Origin of the sequence: Microbacterium sp. NPDC079176 (assembly GCF_040686675.1) — a bacterium.
Classification (GTDB): domain Bacteria; phylum Actinomycetota; class Actinomycetes; order Actinomycetales; family Microbacteriaceae; genus Microbacterium.
This window is the reverse complement of sequence record NZ_JBFBLM010000002.1, coordinates 510,804-526,265: the sequence shown is the minus strand read 5'-3', so window position 1 is coordinate 526,265 and position 15,462 is coordinate 510,804. Positions and strand designations below refer to the sequence as shown.

Genomic DNA, 15,462 nt, shown 5'->3' with positions numbered 1-15,462 from the left:
TCAGTGCCAGCCCAGGACCTCTCGGACGACCGCCTGCGAGACGGGGGAACCGTCATCCGGGACTCCGGCGAGCGATTCGTGCGAGAGCATCGCGCCTTCCAGGCCCGCTGCCGCGGTGATCTGCTCGAGGGCGTCGCGCACGCGAGGAGCCGCGGCTCTCGAGTAGGGCGGCGCACCGCGACGCGAGGTGTGGGGAAAGACGATCAGCTCCGACACGAGGGGTCCGACGGGACGGGACGCGACGACGACCAGCGTCGGCGACAGCACACGCTGGAACGCCCGGGGGACGGGGAACGGGAGTTCGTCGATCACGAGCCCGAGCAGTGCGCGCCTCTTCGACTTCTCCTCGTCCCCGATCTCCAGCGCGACGGCCGTCCACTCGGATCCGCGGCCTCTCAGCTTCTCGTCGAAGCCATCATGCCGTTGCTCGAAACCGGCGTCCTCGAGGAATTCCACGGCCACCCGGATCAGCCGTTCCGGCGTGGAGCGGGTGATCCATCGAGCCCCGCGGAGAGGCCCCGTGAACATCGGCATCGGCGTTCGAGCGTCGCGCCCCGATCCGTGCGGGTGCGAGGAACGAACCACGTCAGCTGGCCTCGCGAAGCACTGCGTCGGTGACCTCGTCGATCTTCGTGGAGCGGATCGGGTGGCCGCTCGTCGACAGGCAGCGGCCTGTGTTGAGGTCCCACTTCCAGTCGTGCATGCTGCAGGTCAGGATGCCGTCGTCGTCGACCTTTCCGGTCTTGGTCAGGTCGGCGCGCAGGTGGGGGCAGCGACGCTGCACGACCCAGTCGCCGATCTCGGCATCCTCGGTCTGGTCCGTCTGCTCCTGATACCAGTTCTCGACGTACTCGATGCGATCGACCGAGAGGCACTTGAGGAACGTCGTGAGGAACTCGTTGAACTTTCCGCTGCGCCCCACCTCGAACTGCATCGAGAGGAAGATCGAGTTCGACCAGTCGATCTCGTGGTCGCGGATGTTCGTCGAGACGAGGTCAGCGGGGATCGTGTACCAGTAGATGCACTCCTCGCCCGCGTACTCGCGAACCTTCGCGCGGGGGAAGTCCACGACCATGTCGAGGTCGCCGATCCTGAAGCGCACGCATCCCCCGACTCCGAGTCGGATCGTGCGCGACTTCTTCAGCAGCGGCTCCCACCAGGTCTTCAGCTCCTCGAGCATCTCGGCGGCGGGCATGACCTCGGCGCGCGACGCCTCCTCGTCACGGATCTCCCGCTGTCGGGAGGCGCGCTGCTCCTCGAGGTAGTCCCACTTCTCGTCGAAGATGTGGGCGAGCTCGGCCTCGGTGTAGAGCGACTGCTCGGTGGACACGGAGCCGCTCTCGACGGTGACCACCGTGCCCGGCACGAACAGATGTCCGTCGTACTGGGGCGAGAGCTCCTTCATGTGGGCCAGGAACTGCTTCTGGTCGGTGAAGATCGATTCGCCGTTGCGCCCGACGCCGTTGAAATCGAAGAGCTCGTCGCGCAGGAACATCGGCGGACCGGCCATCGGGAAGACGTGAGGCGCGTCCACCTTGTCGATGTAGTACATCGCCCGCTTGTTCTGCGCGTCGCGCTTGAGCTTCGCGAAGTTCTGCTTCGCATCCAGCGGCAGGTCATAGACCATGGGCCACCAGATCGCACCCGAGACCTGCGTGAAGTACGCGTCGGGCTTGCCGAAGTGCAGCAACGTGTCGAGATCGAGAGGGTGCGAGTCGTTCTGGTTGAGCACCGAGCCGGTGCCGTCGTCGACGCTCAGCGACGAGTCTCCGATGGGTCCGTCGCTCGGAGCGCGCAGCGGAGTGATCATGATCTTCAGATCGCCGCGCTCGATGATCTCACCGGCCGGGGCGTAGGTGATGTTCGTGTAGCCCAGCGCCCTGATGTCCTGCTCGAGGTCATCGATCGGGTACTCGGGTAGCAGCACCTCGATGTCCTTGCGGATGTAGCGCTCGAGGAGCCGGGGATCGAAGTGGTCGCGGTGCCGGTGCGAGATGTACAGGAAGTCCGCTTCGCGTCCGAAACGCTCCCAGTCGAGCCCGCGGTTGTCGGGGAACGGGAACCACGAGCCGAAGAACGAGGGCCCGAGAACCGGGTCGCAGATGATGTTCCCGCCGACCGTCTCGATGAACATCCCGGCGTGGCCGAGTCCCGTGATCCGCATGCATTCCTCCTGAAGTGAACCGTTCGATTCTACCGACGGGGTCCTGGGCGGACGCGGTGACCCGGCCGGGAGAAATCACGCGCCGTCGAACAGACCCTTGATGTCGTCTGCGGTGAGGGACTGCGCGAACAGCTCGTCGTCGTCCATCACCGCGGTGAAGAGCCTGGCCTTGCGGCGCTGCAGCTCGAGCACCTTCTCCTCGATCGTGCCGGTCGAGATCATCCGGTAGACGAACACCTGATTGGTCTGACCGATGCGGTGCGTGCGGTCGATCGCCTGCTCCTCGGCCGCGGGATTCCACCACGGATCGAGGAGGAACACGTAGTCGGCTTCCGTCAGCGTGAGTCCGAACCCACCCGCCTTCAAGCTGATGAGGAAGACCGGCTGCTCCCCCGACTTGAAGCCGTCGATCACCTGCTCTCTGCGGCGCGTCGAGCCGTCGAGATGCGCATACGGGATGCCGGCGGCCTCGAGCCGGGCAGCCGCGAGGTCGAGGAACGACGTGAACTGGCTGAAGACCAGAGCACGGTGCCCTTCGGCCTGCAGTTCGGCGACGCGCTCGAGCAGTGTGTCGAGCTTGCTCGACCCGATCTCGGCGTCGGCCTCGTCGACCAGCGCGGGAGCGAGACTCAGCATGCGCAGCAGGGTGAGCGAGCGGAACACGATGAAGCGGTTGCGATCGAGGTCGTCGATCAGCCCCAGGACCTTCTGCCGTTCGCGCTGCAGCACGACGTCGTAGAGGGCCCTGTGCGCCGGACTCAGCTCGACCTCGAGCAGTTGCTCCTGCTTCGCCGGCAGGTCGGGAGCGACGAGCTCCTTGGTGCGTCGCAGCATCAGGGGCCTCACTCGACGACGCAGTTGAGCGAGGCGCCGTGCGCGGTACTCGCCGCCCTCCTCGTTCTCGGGCACCTTGCCCTTCTCGATCGGCTGGATGTAGCGGTCCTTGAACTTCCGAGCCGAAGGGAACAGGCCGGGGGCGGCGAGCTTGAGCAGCGACCACAGCTCGGAGAGGCTGTTCTCCATCGGGGTTCCCGTGACCGCGTACGTGACGTCGGCATGGAATGTCGAGATGGCGCGGTGGAGCCGCGTCTTGGGGTTCTTGACGAACTGGGCCTCATCGAGGATCAGTCCGGCCCACTCGATCTCGCGGAACTCCTCCTCGTCGAGTCGGGCGACCGTGTACGAGCTGACGACGAGATCGCTCGACCGGGCCGCCGCCCTCAGGACGTCGGCCCGTTTCCCGCTCGTGCTGTCGACGATGGACACACGAAGCCCGGGCGTGAATCGGGCCGCCTCCGACCGCCACGTGCTCAGGACAGACGTGGGCGCCAGCACCAGGAACGGTCTCGTCTCGCCGGCATCCCGCGTGTGCTGGACGAACGTGAGGAGCTGCAGGGTCTTGCCCAGACCCATGTCGTCGGCGAGGATCCCGCCCAGTCGGTGACGCCACAGGAAGACAAGCCAGTCGAAGCCGGCCTTCTGATAAGGGCGGAGATCGGCCTGCACTCCCGCAGGAACGGGCGTCGGCGGAACCCCCGTGGCCTGACGGAGCCCGTCGGCCGTGGCGCGCCAGCTGACAGCCGGCTGGGCCTCGTCGGCGAGGTCTTCGAACTCCTCCCACAGATCGGTCTGGTAGCGACTGATGCGCGGACCGGTCTCCCACTCGTCGAGCTCGCCCGCCTCCTCGATGAGATCACGCAGACGATCCAGCGACGGGTGGTTGAGCGAGAAGTAGCCGCCGTCGGAGAGGAGCAGCTTCTTGCGCCCCCTGCTCAGCGCCGTGAACAGCGGTCCGAACGGGATGAGTCGACCGTCGATCGTCACGAGGATGCCGAGATCGAACCAGTCCGAGTCGGTCGATTCGACGGTCGTGACTTTGACCTCAGGATCCCCCGTCAGCTCGCGATACGCCTTGCGTTCTCCGTGGGACTCGACGCGGACGCCCACAGCCTCGAGCGCGGGAACGCCTTCCGCGATGAACGCCGCCGCATCGATGTCGTGGAACGAACCGCTCGGGCGGAAGCTCGTCGTGCGGAACTCCTGCCATGCCGCCTCGATCGCCGCGCGTCTGATCGTCTCGCTCTCGGCATCTCGCACCGCTGCGTCATTCCACGCGAACGGCACTCGGCCGAACGGACCGTACGACCACTCGAATGCGTAGCTGACGACGTCGCCGCGCTCGTAGCTGACCGTGAGCACCGCCTCCGGTTCGGGCACGTCGGGAAGCGCGACCTCCCCGACCGTGCGCACGGTGCTGCGCCGGGCCAGAAGCGGATAGGCGTCGGCGATGAACGCCTGCTCGTCGTCGGCCGGCACGAGGATAGGGTCGGAGGCCGCGAGCAGAGCACGTGTCTGCTCGCTCAACGACACTTCGGCGAGGACGACCTCGATCCGCGCACCCACGAGGCTCGCCGCGTAGACACCCGTACGACCGATCGGATGCACCTCGCGGGCGGGAATCACTCGATCGTCGATGCGCACGTCGGCGGCGACCTCCAGAGCGCCCTCCTCGGTGCGACTGATCTTCGCGGAGACGTCGGCCGCGGATGCGATCCGCACCGAGGCGCTCTTCTGACTGGGAACGAGAGGGATTCCGACGTCGGTGGCCGATCGGAGGTGCCTCCACAGCAGCGGCGACTCGACCTGGTCGAGGACGAGCCACTCGCCGGCATTGCCGGAGAGCAGCGAGTCCCGCGAGATGCTGAGGAGATCCCCGAACCAGCGGTTCTGGTCGCGACCGAACTGCGAGGCGTCGCGACGGACCGCATCCCAGCCTGCGCCGCCCTGGATCCATGCACCGGTCTGCGCGCTGCGCATCATCGGGCGGATCGCCAGAAGCAGCTCACCGCTCGGGCGGGCGAGATCGCGCGCGGTCGCCGCCCGGACGGGGCGCGGCCCCCAGTGGTTCTCGCTCCGAGACTCACGGTGACGCAGTTCGATGCCGAGAGCGAGGCGCTGCGGGTGCTGCGACACCGCAGGGTCGAGCAGGGTCCGCCACGACGCCACTGCGGCGGTGCGCGGTGCGGCGGGCTTCTGCTCCGCGTCGGGCTGCCGCTGGAGAGCCGCGGCCTGCTGCGAGTACTCGTGCACATTGGACGCGAGCAGCGTGGCGACCACGTGCTTGCAGCCGCTCCGCACCGGGCAGGTGCAGCGGGTCGTCCGAACCCGTCTCGTCCCGTTGGACGAGAGGAAGACGATCTCGGTCACATACTGGGCGTCCGAGCTGCCGCGCACATGGCCCTCGAGTTCGAGCAGATCCTCGTGCCACACCACGTCGAGCACATTGCCCTCGCGGAAGTACGCGAGACCGCGCTGGTAGCCCCCGACATCGGTGATCTGCATGAGGTCGCGAAGATCGACGTGCGGCGCGGGCATGGCCCCATCCTTCCCGCGGCCTCCGACATCTCGGAGACCGCGTCCCGAGTCGTCGCTCAGGCCGCGCGAGAGACGCGTGCGAGCACGCCGTGCACGAACGCGCCCGAATCGTCGGTGGAGAACTCCTTGGCGAGCTCGACCGCCTCATCGATGGCGACAGCGGTCGGCACCGCGTCATTGAACAGGATCTCCCAGACGCCGATGCGCAGCAGCGCGCGATCGACCGCGGGCATGCGCTCGATCCTCCAATCGCGGCTGTGGGTCGTGATCTGCTCGTCGATCTCGTCGTGGTGGTCGATGATGCCGTCCACCACCTCACGGGCGTAGAGCCAGGAGGCCTCGCGAGCGGGTTCGCTCGCGGCGCGCTTGGCCTCTGCGGCCAGGGTCACCGCGATCTCGTCTCCACGGACGTCGGCGGAGAACAGGATGTCGAGTGCGCGCTTGCGCGCTTTCGTACGGGCGCTCACGCCTTACTTCTCGCGACCGAGGTAGTCGCCGGTGCGCGTGTCGACCTTGACCTTGGTGCCGGTCTCGACGAAGAGCGGCACCTGGATCTCGTAGCCCGTCTCGAGCGTGGCCGGCTTCGTTCCCGCCGACGAGCGGTCGCCCTGCACACCGGGCTCGCTGTAGGTGATCTCGAGGATCACGGACGCGGGGAGATCGATGTACAGCGGGTTGCCGTTGTTGAGCGCGATCGTGACCTGCTGGTTCTCGAGCAGGAAGTTCTTCGCGTCGCCGACGGTCGCAGCGGGGACCGTGATCTGGTCGTAGTCCGTCTGGTCCATGAACACGTACCCGTCACCATCGGTGTAGAGGTAGGTGAAGTCGCGACGGTCGACGTTCTCGATCTCGACCTTGGCGCCGGCGTTGAACGTCTTGTCGACGACCTTTCCGGTCATGACGTTCTTCAGCTTGGTGCGCACGAAGGCGCCACCCTTGCCGGGCTTGACGTGCTGGAACTCGACGACGCTCCAGAGCTGCCGCTCGATGCTCAGGACGACGCCGTTCTTGATGTCTGCGGTAGATGCCATGCGCTGGACTTTCCGTTTCTCGAGTCTGGGGGCCGCTCGCGTCCGGTCTGGACTGGGGTGGGCCGAGAGTCGATTCTACGGGATCAGCGCTGCGAGCTGCCGCACAGCGCTCGCGTAGCCGTCGACACCCTCGCCGATGACCCGCACCGCAGCGACATCGTGCAGGTACGAGTGGTGCCGGAACTCCTCACGTGCGTACACGTCGGAGATGTGCACCTCGGCGAACGGCAGCGCGACTCCCGTGAGCGCATCGCGCAGCGACACGCTCGTGTGCGTGAGCCCGCCCGGATTGATGATGATCGCCGCGCAGTCCGCGCGCGCGGCATGGATCGCGTCGATCAGCACACCCTCGTGATTGCTCTGCACAGCGCGGATCTCGAGGCCCTCGGCTGCGGCCGCCTCAGCGGTGAGTCGCTCCACATCGGCGAGCGTCGCCGTGCCGTAGACCTCGGGCTCGCGACTGCCGAGCAGGTTGAGGTTCGGCCCGTTCACGAGCAGGATGCGGCGGGTCATTCGCTGATCTCCTGGTAGGCGGCGAAGAGCAGCGACTCATCGGGTGCCTGCAGCACGGTGGGCTTCGCGATGTCGTCGAGGAGGATGAAGCGCAGCATGCCGCCGCGGCTCTTCTTGTCGCGCTGCATCGTTGCCAGCAGCTGCGGCCACGCACCGGCACGGTAGCCGGTCGGAAGGCCCAGCGACTCGAGGATCGTGCGGTGGCGCTCCGCTGCGGAGTCCGACAGTCGCCCCGCGAGTCGCGACAGCTCGGCGGCGTACAGCATGCCGATCGAGATCGCCGCGCCGTGCCGCCAGCGGTAGCGCTCGGCATGCTCGATGGCGTGGCCGAGCGTATGGCCGTAGTTGAGGATCTCGCGCTGCCCCGCCTCGCGGAAGTCGTCCGAGACGACCTGGGCCTTCATGTCGATCGCGAGCTCGACCGCACGCCGGAACTCCGGTGTGGTCGAGTCGACGGCGCGCACCGGATCGGCTTCGATGATGTCGAGGATCTCCGGTGCCCAGATGAACCCCGCCTTCACCACCTCGGCGAATCCGGCGGTCGCCTCGTTCGGGCTGAGGCTCGCCAGCTCGTCGAGATCGCCGATCACCGCACGGGGAGCCCAGAACGCTCCAACGAGGTTCTTGCCCTCAGCGGTGTTGATCCCCGTCTTGCCGCCCACGGAGGCATCGACGAGGCCGAGCACGGTGGTGGGCACCTGCACGAGCTGCACGCCGCGAAGCCAGGTCGCCGCGACGAATCCGGCGAGGTCGGTCACGGCGCCTCCGCCGTATCCGACGACCGCGTCCGAGCGCGTGAAGTCGGCCTGCCCCATGACCTGCCAGCAGAAGGCGGCGACCTCGATGCGCTTGCCCTGCTCGGCATCCGGCACCTCGGCGAGCAGGACCTCCCGCGGACCGTTCTCGACATCGGCGAGCAGCCTGTCACGAAGCTCTGCCGCACGCGCGGCCAGGGTCGGCGGGTGGACGACCAGCACCTTGCGGACTCCGGGCTCGAGTGCCGCGGACACCTGATCGAGGATCCCCCGCCCGATGGCGATGTCGTAGGGGTTCTCGCCCGTCACGCTGATGGTTGTCGTAGTCATCCCAGTTCTCTCCTCCACGCCGCGATGTCGTCGGCGATGCGCTGCATGGGGCGCCGCGACGTGTCGAACGTCACGGATGCCACCTCGTCATACCAGTCTCGACGTTCTTCGAAGATCTGCGTCCATCGCCCGACAGGGTCGTCGCCCGCGAGCAGCGGTCGGCCGCCGCTCTGTATGCGGTCAGCCACCGCTGCGGGGGTGACCGTCAGGAAGACGACCGGATGGTCGAGCAGCAGCCTCCTGGTCGCAGGGTCGGTCACCGCTCCCCCGCCTAGCGAGATCACGCCGCCCGCACGCAGCGCCTCTGCGACCTCGGCCCGTTCGAGCGCGCGGAAATGCGACTCTCCGTGCTCCTCGAAGATCAGGGGGATGGGGCCGTGCACCGCGACCACCCGCTTGTCCGTGTCGACGAACGGGACGCCGAGCTTGCGCGCGACACGACGACCGACGCTGGTCTTGCCCGCCGCCATCGGGCCGACGAGCACCAGCGACAGCGGGTCAGCCGCGCTCGTCATGCGCGATGAGCGCCGCCTCGGACGCAGGCGTCGTCCGCAGCTCGGCCGGGATCGCAGCGAGGTAGGCGTCGAGGTTGCGGCGCGTCTCGCCGATGCTGTCGCCGCCGAACTTCTCGAGCACGGCGTTGGCGAGCTCGACGGCGACCATGGCCTCGGCCACGACGCCTGCCGCAGGCACGGCGCACACGTCGGAACGCTGATGGTGTGCCGTGGCATCCTCGCCGGACGCGATGTCGATCGTGCGCAGCGCGTGCGGCACGGTGGCGATCGGCTTCATGCCTGCACGGACGCGCAACACCGTGCCCGTCGACATCCCGCCCTCGGTGCCTCCGGCGCGGTCGGAGCCGCGCGAGATGCCGTCTGCCGTCGCGAACAGCTCGTCGTGAGCCGCGGATCCGCGTCGTCGTGTGGTCTCGAAGCCGTCGCCGACCTCCACGCCCTTGATGGCCTGGATGCTCATCAGGGCCTGCGCCAGGCGCGCGTCCAGACGGCGATCCCAGTGGACGTGCGAGCCGAGTCCGGGCGGAAGACCGTAGGCGAGCACCTCGACGATCCCGCCGAGCGTGTCGCCGTCCTTCTTCGCGTCATCGACCTCGGCCACCATCAGGGCGGAGGTCGACGCGTCGAAGCAGCGCAGCGGATCGGCGTCCAGCCGGTCCACGTCGTCCGGGGTCGGCAGCGCGGCGCCGTCGGGTACGCGCACCGGTCCGATCGAGAGGGTGTGGCTGACGAGACGGATGCCCAGCTCGCCGAGGAACGAGCGCGCGATGGCGCCGAGCGCCACCCTGGCCGCCGTCTCTCGGGCGCTGGCGCGTTCGAGGATGGGTCGAGCCTCGTCGAAGTCGTACTTCTGCATGCCGACGAGATCGGCGTGTCCCGGCCGCGGGCGGGTCAGCGGTGCGCTCCGGCCACGCGACCTGTCTGTCAGCTCGACCGGCTCCGGGTTCATGACCTCGATCCACTTCGGCCACTCCGTGTTGCCGATGCGAAGAGCGATCGGGCTTCCGAGCGTCTTGCCGTGGCGGACGCCGCCCGAGATCGTCAGCTCGTCCTGCTCGAACTTCATGCGAGACCCTCGACCGTAGCCGAGTTTGCGTCGTGCGAGATCGGCCTGGATCGCCTCGGAGGACACCGGGACGCCCGAAGGCAGACCCTCCATGACGGCAATGAGTTCTGGGCCGTGCGATTCGCCGGCCGTGAGCACGCGGAGCATTGGTCTAGTCTCCCACGCGTTTCGCCTCGGATCGTGCCGCGTGACGGCCGGTGACTACAGGGCGGCTTCCATCGCGGCGACCACGACCTCCTCCGAGGGGAGCGGAACGCTCTGGTCTCCGTGCAGGAAGACGCGGATCTGGCGCACGGCCTGACGCAGCAGCATCGCCTCCCCGGAGACGGCCCGCCCCCCGCGCCACACCGATGCGAGCGCCGACGGCCAGAGTGAGTACGCGACGTCGAACAGCGCGCCCCCGTTCTCGCTGAGGCGCGCTGACGTCGCCTCGTCCAGCACGGAGCCTCCGGGGAGCGTCGCGACGGTGAGCCCGACATCGTCGGCGTCGGCATCGAACGTCGAGGTCGTGATCGAGACGCCGAGTCTTCGTCCGAGAGCCACCAGTCCGGCTGCCCGTTCGGGACGGCGCGCCCTCACATCGACAGTGCGGGCCCCGGCCTCGACGCACGCGACCAGAGCCGAGGATGCCGTGGCGCCGGCGCCGAGGATGCGGACATCACCGATTCCCCGAAGGTCCTGCTCGCCCAGGGCGTCGAGGATCCCGCCGACATCGGTGTTGAAGCCGCGGATGCCGTCGGTGAGCAGCAGCGTGTTCACTGCTCCGGTGAGGTCGGCATAGCGGTCGTGCGTGACCGACGCGCTGTGCGCCTTCTCCTTCAGCGGCATCGTGAGCGAGAGCCCCCGCCACGAATCGTCCAGAGTGGCCAGAGCCGTGTCGAACGCCACGTCGTCGACCTGGCGACGCGTGTACTCCCAATCGAGGCCCAGCGCACGGTAGGCGGCCGCGTGCAGCTGCGGAGACTTGGAGTGCGCGATCGGGTCGCCCCAGACTGCGAGCCGCGGGGAGCTCATCCGGCCGAGCAACCCCCGTCGGGGTTCTCCTGACACCACTGCTCCCACTTCTCGACTCCCTGCAGGTGCTCCTCGTAGGTGACCGAGAACTGGGTCTCTCCGGTGGCGAGGTTCGTCGTCACGAAGTAGAGCCAGGGGCCGTCTGCGGGGTGCATCGCCGCGTCGATCGCAGCGAAGCTCGGGCTCGCGATCGGCGTGACCGGCAGGCCGGTGTGCACGTAGGTGTTCCAGGGATTGTCGTCCTCGAGCGCCTCGGCCGAACTCGACACGACGCCCTCGTGCAGCGAACCGTAGCCGTACTGCGCCGTCGAGTCCATCTGCAGCTTCATGTCGATGTCGAGGCGGTTCTCGATCACACGAGACACCTTCGGGAAGTCTGCGGTGAGGCCCTCACGTTGGATGATCGAGGCGATCGTGAGCACGCGTTGAGCATCCTCCGCCGGCACCCCGGCCTCTGTCAGCGATTCCTTCGTGCGGTCGACCATCCGCTGGATGACCTGGGTGGCGGTGACTCCCGGATCGAACGTGTAGACGGCCGGGAACAGCCACCCCTCGAGGCTCTGGGCGGTCACGCCATAGGTCGCAGGGTCGGCGTCGACCGCCGCCTGGAGCTCCTCGATGGGCATGCCGAGCGATTCGGCCATGTCGGGCAGGGAGGATTCGATGGTTGCGCCCTCGCCCACGCTCGCCGAGTTCTCGCGCTTGTTGGCGGGGTCCTGCAGTGCCTCGAGCGCCGCCTCGGCTGTCATCTTCTCCTTCAGGCTGTAGATGCCCGGATAGAAGGTGACCGCGACGTTCTCGGTGACCAGGTAGTCGTAGAAGACGTCCTCCGTGCGCGTGACGCCCGCTTCGTAGAGCGCGGTGGACACGGGAGAGCCCGTGTCGCCCTCATGGATGGTGACGAGCACCTCGCCGGATGCGAGCCCGGGCTCCCAGTCCTTGGGGTCGCCCCATCCGAGCGCCTCGCTGATCTTGTCGCCGTAGGTGCCCCACGCCCAGAATCCCGCGCCGACGATGCCGCCGATCACGGCGAGGACGATGACGAGCGCCACCAGGCAGCCCGTGCGGCGCTTCTTCTTCGCGGGCGCTGGGTGGCCGGCATCGTGTTCCGGATGCGCGTGGAAGAGGTCTTCGAGGCGTCCGCCTGCTGCCGCGCTCCCCGACGCGGCACCCACCGCGGCGCCGGCAGATGCTTCCGACCCCGAGCCGGATTCGGCTCGGTCCGCGGCCGCCTCCCCGACGGAGGACTCGCTTTCGGAAAGTCGGGCGGCAACGGGCTCGTCCGCGGACAGTGCGGGCATCGCCCTGGTCGACGCATCGTCCGACGACGAGCGGTCCGCGGGGTTGCCGGCTGGCCCGGCCGGAGCCCCCGGCTGCGCAGCCGCGGCTTCACGCGCCGCCCGGCGCGACCCTGGAGCGGGCGGGGTGTTGTCGACCGTCGGGATCTGCGGCGACGGGTCGGGAAGGTTCTCGAACAGATCGCCCAGACGGGCATCCGGATCGTGCTGAGGCGAAGCGCTCTCGCGTTCGGGCATTATCGGGGGGACTCCTCGTCGAGCGGAATCGTGGCACCGGGCGGGTTTCCGGTGCTCTTCTCCGTGTCGATCGCCTGCTGCAGCAGGATCACCGCGGCGATCTGATCCACAATGCTACGAGACTTCTTCTGTGTTCTGCCCGAAGAACGCAGAGCGGCGTGTGCGGTGACGGTGCTGAGGCGCTCGTCGACGAGCCGGACGGGAGTGCCCGTCTGCGCCTGCAGAGCCGCGGCGAACTCGCGAGCGTCGGTCGTCGACGCGGTGTCGGCGCCCTGCAGATTGACCGGCAGCCCGACCACGAACTCGAGCACGTCGAAGTCTTCGGCGATCGCGGCGATCCTGTCGATCGACGTGTCGTTGCGCTGCACGGTCTCGACCGGCACCGCGAGCATGCCGTCCGGATCGCAGCGGGCGACGCCGACCCGGGCACGCCCGACATCGACACCGAGCCGCACGCCGCGGCGGAAGCCGCTCACGCTGACTGCAGCTCCTGCGACACGGCCTCGAGGGCTGCCTGCAGAGCGGCGACATCCGTGCCACCACCCTGAGCGACGTCGTCACGACCTCCGCCGCCGCCGCCGAGTACGGAGGCGGCGCGCTTCGCGAGGGCACCGGCCTTCGCTCCGGCGGTGCGCGCGGCATCGTTCGTCGCGACGACCACCACCGGGCGTCCGTTCACGACGGCGCCGAGAGCGACGACGGCGGGGTCGGAACCGAGACGGTCGCGGACGCCGAGGACGAGCTCGCGCACATCGTCGGCCGACGCCACCTCACCGAGCGACTGCGCGGCCACACGGAACGCGCCGACGCGGTTCGCGGCATCGGCGATGGCCGGGACACGGCCCGCGCGCTCCTTGGACTCGAACTGGGCGATGCGCTTCTCGGCCGCCTTGAGGCTGGCGGAGAGATCCGCGATGCGCTCGGCGAGCTGGTCGCGAGGGGTCTTGAGCGAGGTGGTCAGCTGCGACACGAGCGCGCGTTCTGCAGCGAGCTCGCGGAACGCGTCCTGGCCGACCAGGGCCTCGATGCGGCGGTTCGACGCGCCGACCGACGACTCGCCGACGACGCTGACGAGGCCGATCTCGGCACTCGTGGTGACGTGCGTGCCCGCGCAGAGTTCGCGCGACCACGGACCGCCGATGTCGACCATCCGCACGACGTCGCCGTACTTCTCGCCGAAGAGCGCCATAGCACCGGCCTCCTTCGCCTCGTCGAGCGTCACGATGCGAGTCGTGACCTCGAGGGCGTCGTTGACCGCGCGGTTGGTGATCTCCTCGATCTCGGTGCGCGTGTCGGCCGAGAGAGCCTGAGACCACGAGAAGTCGAAACGCATGTACCCGGCACGGTTGAGCGAACCGGCCTGCGTGGCGGTCGGTCCGAGCGTGTCACGCAGCGCCGCATGCACGAGGTGCGTCGCCGAGTGCGCCTGCCTGGCGGCGCGTCGGTTGGCGGCGTCGACGACCGTGGTCGCGGGGTCGTCCACGGCTACAGCCCCGCGAGTGACCTCGACCGTGTGGCTGATCAGACCGGGCACCGGACGCTGCACATCGAGCACCTCGAGCTCGTAGCCCGGCCCGACGATGACGCCCTTGTCGGCGACCTGACCGCCGGACTCGGCGTAGAGAGTCGTCTCGGCGAGCACGACCTCGGCGATCTGCCCCTCTGAGGCGGTGCGGGCCGGCTGTCCGTCGACCAGGATGCCGAGGATGCGCGAGTCGACCTCCAGCTCGGAGTAGCCGTCGAAGCCCGTCTCGCCCAGCGCACGGAGATCGCGGTACACCGAGACGTCCGCGAGCTGACGCTTGCGGTTGCGAGCGTCCGCCTTGGCGCGCGAGCGCTGCTCCTGCATCAGGGTGTCGAACGCCTCACGGTCGACCGCGAGACCTGCTTCCTCAGCGACCTCGAGCGTGAGATCGATCGGGAAGCCGTACGTGTCGTGCAGCAGGAACGCCTCGGAGCCGCTCAGCGCCGCCCCGCCGCCCTTCTTCGTCTCGTCCAGAGCGAGATCGAGGATCGTCGACCCCTGCGCCAGAGTGCGCCGGAAGGTCTCCTCCTCGGCGAAGGCGGAGGCCGAGAGAGTCGACCATTCCTTCTCGAGCACCGGGTATGCCGACTTCATGGCATCACGGGACGTGGCGAAGAGCTCGGGGAATACCGGCTCGTCGACGCCGAGCAGACGCATCGAGCGCACCGTGCGCCGCATGAGGCGGCGGAGGATGTATCCGCGGCCCTCATTGGACGGGCGGACGCCGTCGGACAGCAGCATGAGGGACGAGCGCACGTGGTCGGCCACGACACGGAAGCGCACGTCGTCTTCGTGGACGGCACCGTAACGGCGGCCGGAGAGCTCGACCGCGCGATCGAGGACCGGGCGCACCTGATCCGTCTCGTACATGTTCTCGACGCCCTGCTTGAGGAACGCGACGCGCTCGAGTCCCATGCCGGTGTCGATGTTCTTCTGGGGCAGCTCGCCCACGATGTCGAACTCGGTCTTGCCGCGGATGTTGTCGATGAAGTCCTGCATGAACACGAGGTTCCAGATCTCGAGGAACCGCGAGTCGTCGGCCGCGGGGCCGCCGTCCTTGCCGTACGCGGGACCTCGGTCGAAGAAGATCTCGCTGTCGGGGCCACCGGGACCGGGCTGACCGGTGTTCCAGTAGTTGTCCGCACGCCCCAGACGCTGGATGCGCTCCGGCTTCAGGCCGATGATGTCGCGCCAGATGGCCTCAGCCTCGTCGTCGGTCTCGTAGACGGTGACCCAGAGGTCCTTCTCGTCGAAACCGAGGCCGCCGTCTGCCTCCGAGCTCGTCAGCAGCTCCCACGCGTAGCGGATCGCGCCCTCTTTGAAGTAGTCGCCGAAGGACCAGTTGCCCATCATCTGGAAGAAGGTGCCGTGACGCGCGGTCTTCCCGACTTCTTCGATGTCGTTGGTGCGGATGCACTTCTGCAGGTCCGCGATGCGCGGGTGCGGCGCGGGCACGACTCCGGTGAGGTACGGGATCATCGGCACCATTCCGGCGACCGTGAACAGCAGCGACGGATCGTCGCTGACCAGAGAGGCCGAGGGGACGATGACGTGGTCGTTCTTCTCGAAGAAGTCGAGATAGCGCTGCGCGATCTCCGCAGTTTTCATAGGGGTGCCAGGTGTCCTTGCGTACAGGGTG

General features: G+C 68.2%; 13 protein-coding genes. All 13 read right to left on the bottom strand.

What is annotated here, in order from left to right; all coding sequences use genetic code 11:
* The gene (locus AB0P11_RS06630; protein WP_150115069.1) at positions 1–534 is read right to left on the bottom strand and encodes a hypothetical protein; all 534 of its coding nucleotides are present in this window, start codon (positions 532–534) and stop codon (positions 1–3) included.
* 52 nt (positions 535–586) lie between these two features.
* The gene (locus AB0P11_RS06625) at positions 587–2,164 is read right to left on the bottom strand and encodes a Rieske 2Fe-2S domain-containing protein (RefSeq protein WP_187249660.1); all 1,578 of its coding nucleotides are present in this window, start codon (positions 2,162–2,164) and stop codon (positions 587–589) included.
* 75 nt (positions 2,165–2,239) lie between these two features.
* Complete coding sequence (locus AB0P11_RS06620; RefSeq protein ID WP_363520678.1) at positions 2,240–5,539, bottom strand: SNF2-related protein; 3,300 nt, start codon at positions 5,537–5,539, stop codon at positions 2,240–2,242.
* 56 nt (positions 5,540–5,595) lie between these two features.
* Positions 5,596–6,006 carry a transcription antitermination factor NusB gene (nusB, locus tag AB0P11_RS06615; protein ID WP_053096135.1) on the bottom strand — a complete coding sequence of 137 codons (411 nt, stop codon included), beginning with the start codon at positions 6,004–6,006 and terminating at the stop codon, positions 5,596–5,598.
* Between the two features lie 3 nt (positions 6,007–6,009).
* Positions 6,010–6,570 carry an elongation factor P gene (efp, locus tag AB0P11_RS06610; RefSeq protein WP_053096137.1) on the bottom strand — a complete coding sequence of 187 codons (561 nt, stop codon included), beginning with the start codon at positions 6,568–6,570 and terminating at the stop codon, positions 6,010–6,012.
* Positions 6,571–6,645: 75 nt separating this feature from the next.
* Positions 6,646–7,083: a type II 3-dehydroquinate dehydratase gene (gene aroQ, locus AB0P11_RS06605; protein WP_285365512.1), complete on the bottom strand. Its 438-nt coding sequence runs from the start codon at positions 7,081–7,083 to the stop codon at positions 6,646–6,648.
* Positions 7,080–8,168: a 3-dehydroquinate synthase gene (gene aroB, locus AB0P11_RS06600; RefSeq protein ID WP_363520674.1), complete on the bottom strand. Its 1,089-nt coding sequence runs from the start codon at positions 8,166–8,168 to the stop codon at positions 7,080–7,082. Before aroB ends, aroQ begins: the two co-directional genes overlap by 4 nt.
* Positions 8,165–8,683 (bottom strand): shikimate kinase, encoded by a 519-nt coding sequence (locus tag AB0P11_RS06595; RefSeq protein ID WP_363520671.1) that lies wholly within the window; start codon positions 8,681–8,683, stop codon positions 8,165–8,167. Before AB0P11_RS06595 ends, aroB begins: the two co-directional genes overlap by 4 nt.
* The gene (gene aroC, locus AB0P11_RS06590) at positions 8,667–9,896 is read right to left on the bottom strand and encodes a chorismate synthase (protein ID WP_056278778.1); all 1,230 of its coding nucleotides are present in this window, start codon (positions 9,894–9,896) and stop codon (positions 8,667–8,669) included. The genes AB0P11_RS06595 and aroC overlap by 17 nt, the downstream gene beginning before the upstream one ends.
* Before the next feature lie 54 nt (positions 9,897–9,950).
* Positions 9,951–10,763: a shikimate dehydrogenase gene (locus AB0P11_RS06585; protein WP_363520668.1), complete on the bottom strand. Its 813-nt coding sequence runs from the start codon at positions 10,761–10,763 to the stop codon at positions 9,951–9,953.
* A complete protein-coding gene (mltG, locus tag AB0P11_RS06580) occupies positions 10,760–12,298 on the bottom strand; it encodes an endolytic transglycosylase MltG (RefSeq protein WP_363520665.1) in 1,539 nt (512 codons plus the stop codon). The genes AB0P11_RS06585 and mltG overlap by 4 nt, the downstream gene beginning before the upstream one ends.
* Complete coding sequence (ruvX, locus tag AB0P11_RS06575) at positions 12,298–12,774, bottom strand: Holliday junction resolvase RuvX (protein WP_053096151.1); 477 nt, start codon at positions 12,772–12,774, stop codon at positions 12,298–12,300. The genes mltG and ruvX overlap by 1 nt, the downstream gene beginning before the upstream one ends.
* Complete coding sequence (alaS, locus tag AB0P11_RS06570) at positions 12,771–15,431, bottom strand: alanine--tRNA ligase (RefSeq protein WP_363520662.1); 2,661 nt, start codon at positions 15,429–15,431, stop codon at positions 12,771–12,773. The genes ruvX and alaS overlap by 4 nt, the downstream gene beginning before the upstream one ends.
* Between the last annotated feature and the right edge of the window lie 31 nt (positions 15,432–15,462).

What these genes read in the sequence shown, in the direction of transcription:
- AB0P11_RS06630 (WP_150115069.1), bottom strand. Translation starts at nt 534, where the DNA reads ATGCCGATGTTCACGGGGCCTCTCCGCGGGGCTCGATGGATCACCCGC.
- AB0P11_RS06625 (WP_187249660.1), bottom strand. Translation starts at nt 2,164, where the DNA reads ATGCGGATCACGGGACTCGGCCACGCCGGGATGTTCATCGAGACGGTC.
- AB0P11_RS06620 (WP_363520678.1), bottom strand. Translation starts at nt 5,539, where the DNA reads ATGCCCGCGCCGCACGTCGATCTTCGCGACCTCATGCAGATCACCGAT.
- efp (WP_053096137.1), bottom strand. Translation starts at nt 6,570, where the DNA reads ATGGCATCTACCGCAGACATCAAGAACGGCGTCGTCCTGAGCATCGAG.
- aroQ (WP_285365512.1), bottom strand. Translation starts at nt 7,083, where the DNA reads ATGACCCGCCGCATCCTGCTCGTGAACGGGCCGAACCTCAACCTGCTC.
- aroB (WP_363520674.1), bottom strand. Translation starts at nt 8,168, where the DNA reads ATGACTACGACAACCATCAGCGTGACGGGCGAGAACCCCTACGACATC.
- AB0P11_RS06595 (WP_363520671.1), bottom strand. Translation starts at nt 8,683, where the DNA reads ATGACGAGCGCGGCTGACCCGCTGTCGCTGGTGCTCGTCGGCCCGATG.
- aroC (WP_056278778.1), bottom strand. Translation starts at nt 9,896, where the DNA reads ATGCTCCGCGTGCTCACGGCCGGCGAATCGCACGGCCCAGAACTCATT.
- AB0P11_RS06585 (WP_363520668.1), bottom strand. Translation starts at nt 10,763, where the DNA reads ATGAGCTCCCCGCGGCTCGCAGTCTGGGGCGACCCGATCGCGCACTCC.
- mltG (WP_363520665.1), bottom strand. Translation starts at nt 12,298, where the DNA reads ATGCCCGAACGCGAGAGCGCTTCGCCTCAGCACGATCCGGATGCCCGT.
- alaS (WP_363520662.1), bottom strand. Translation starts at nt 15,431, where the DNA reads ATGAAAACTGCGGAGATCGCGCAGCGCTATCTCGACTTCTTCGAGAAG.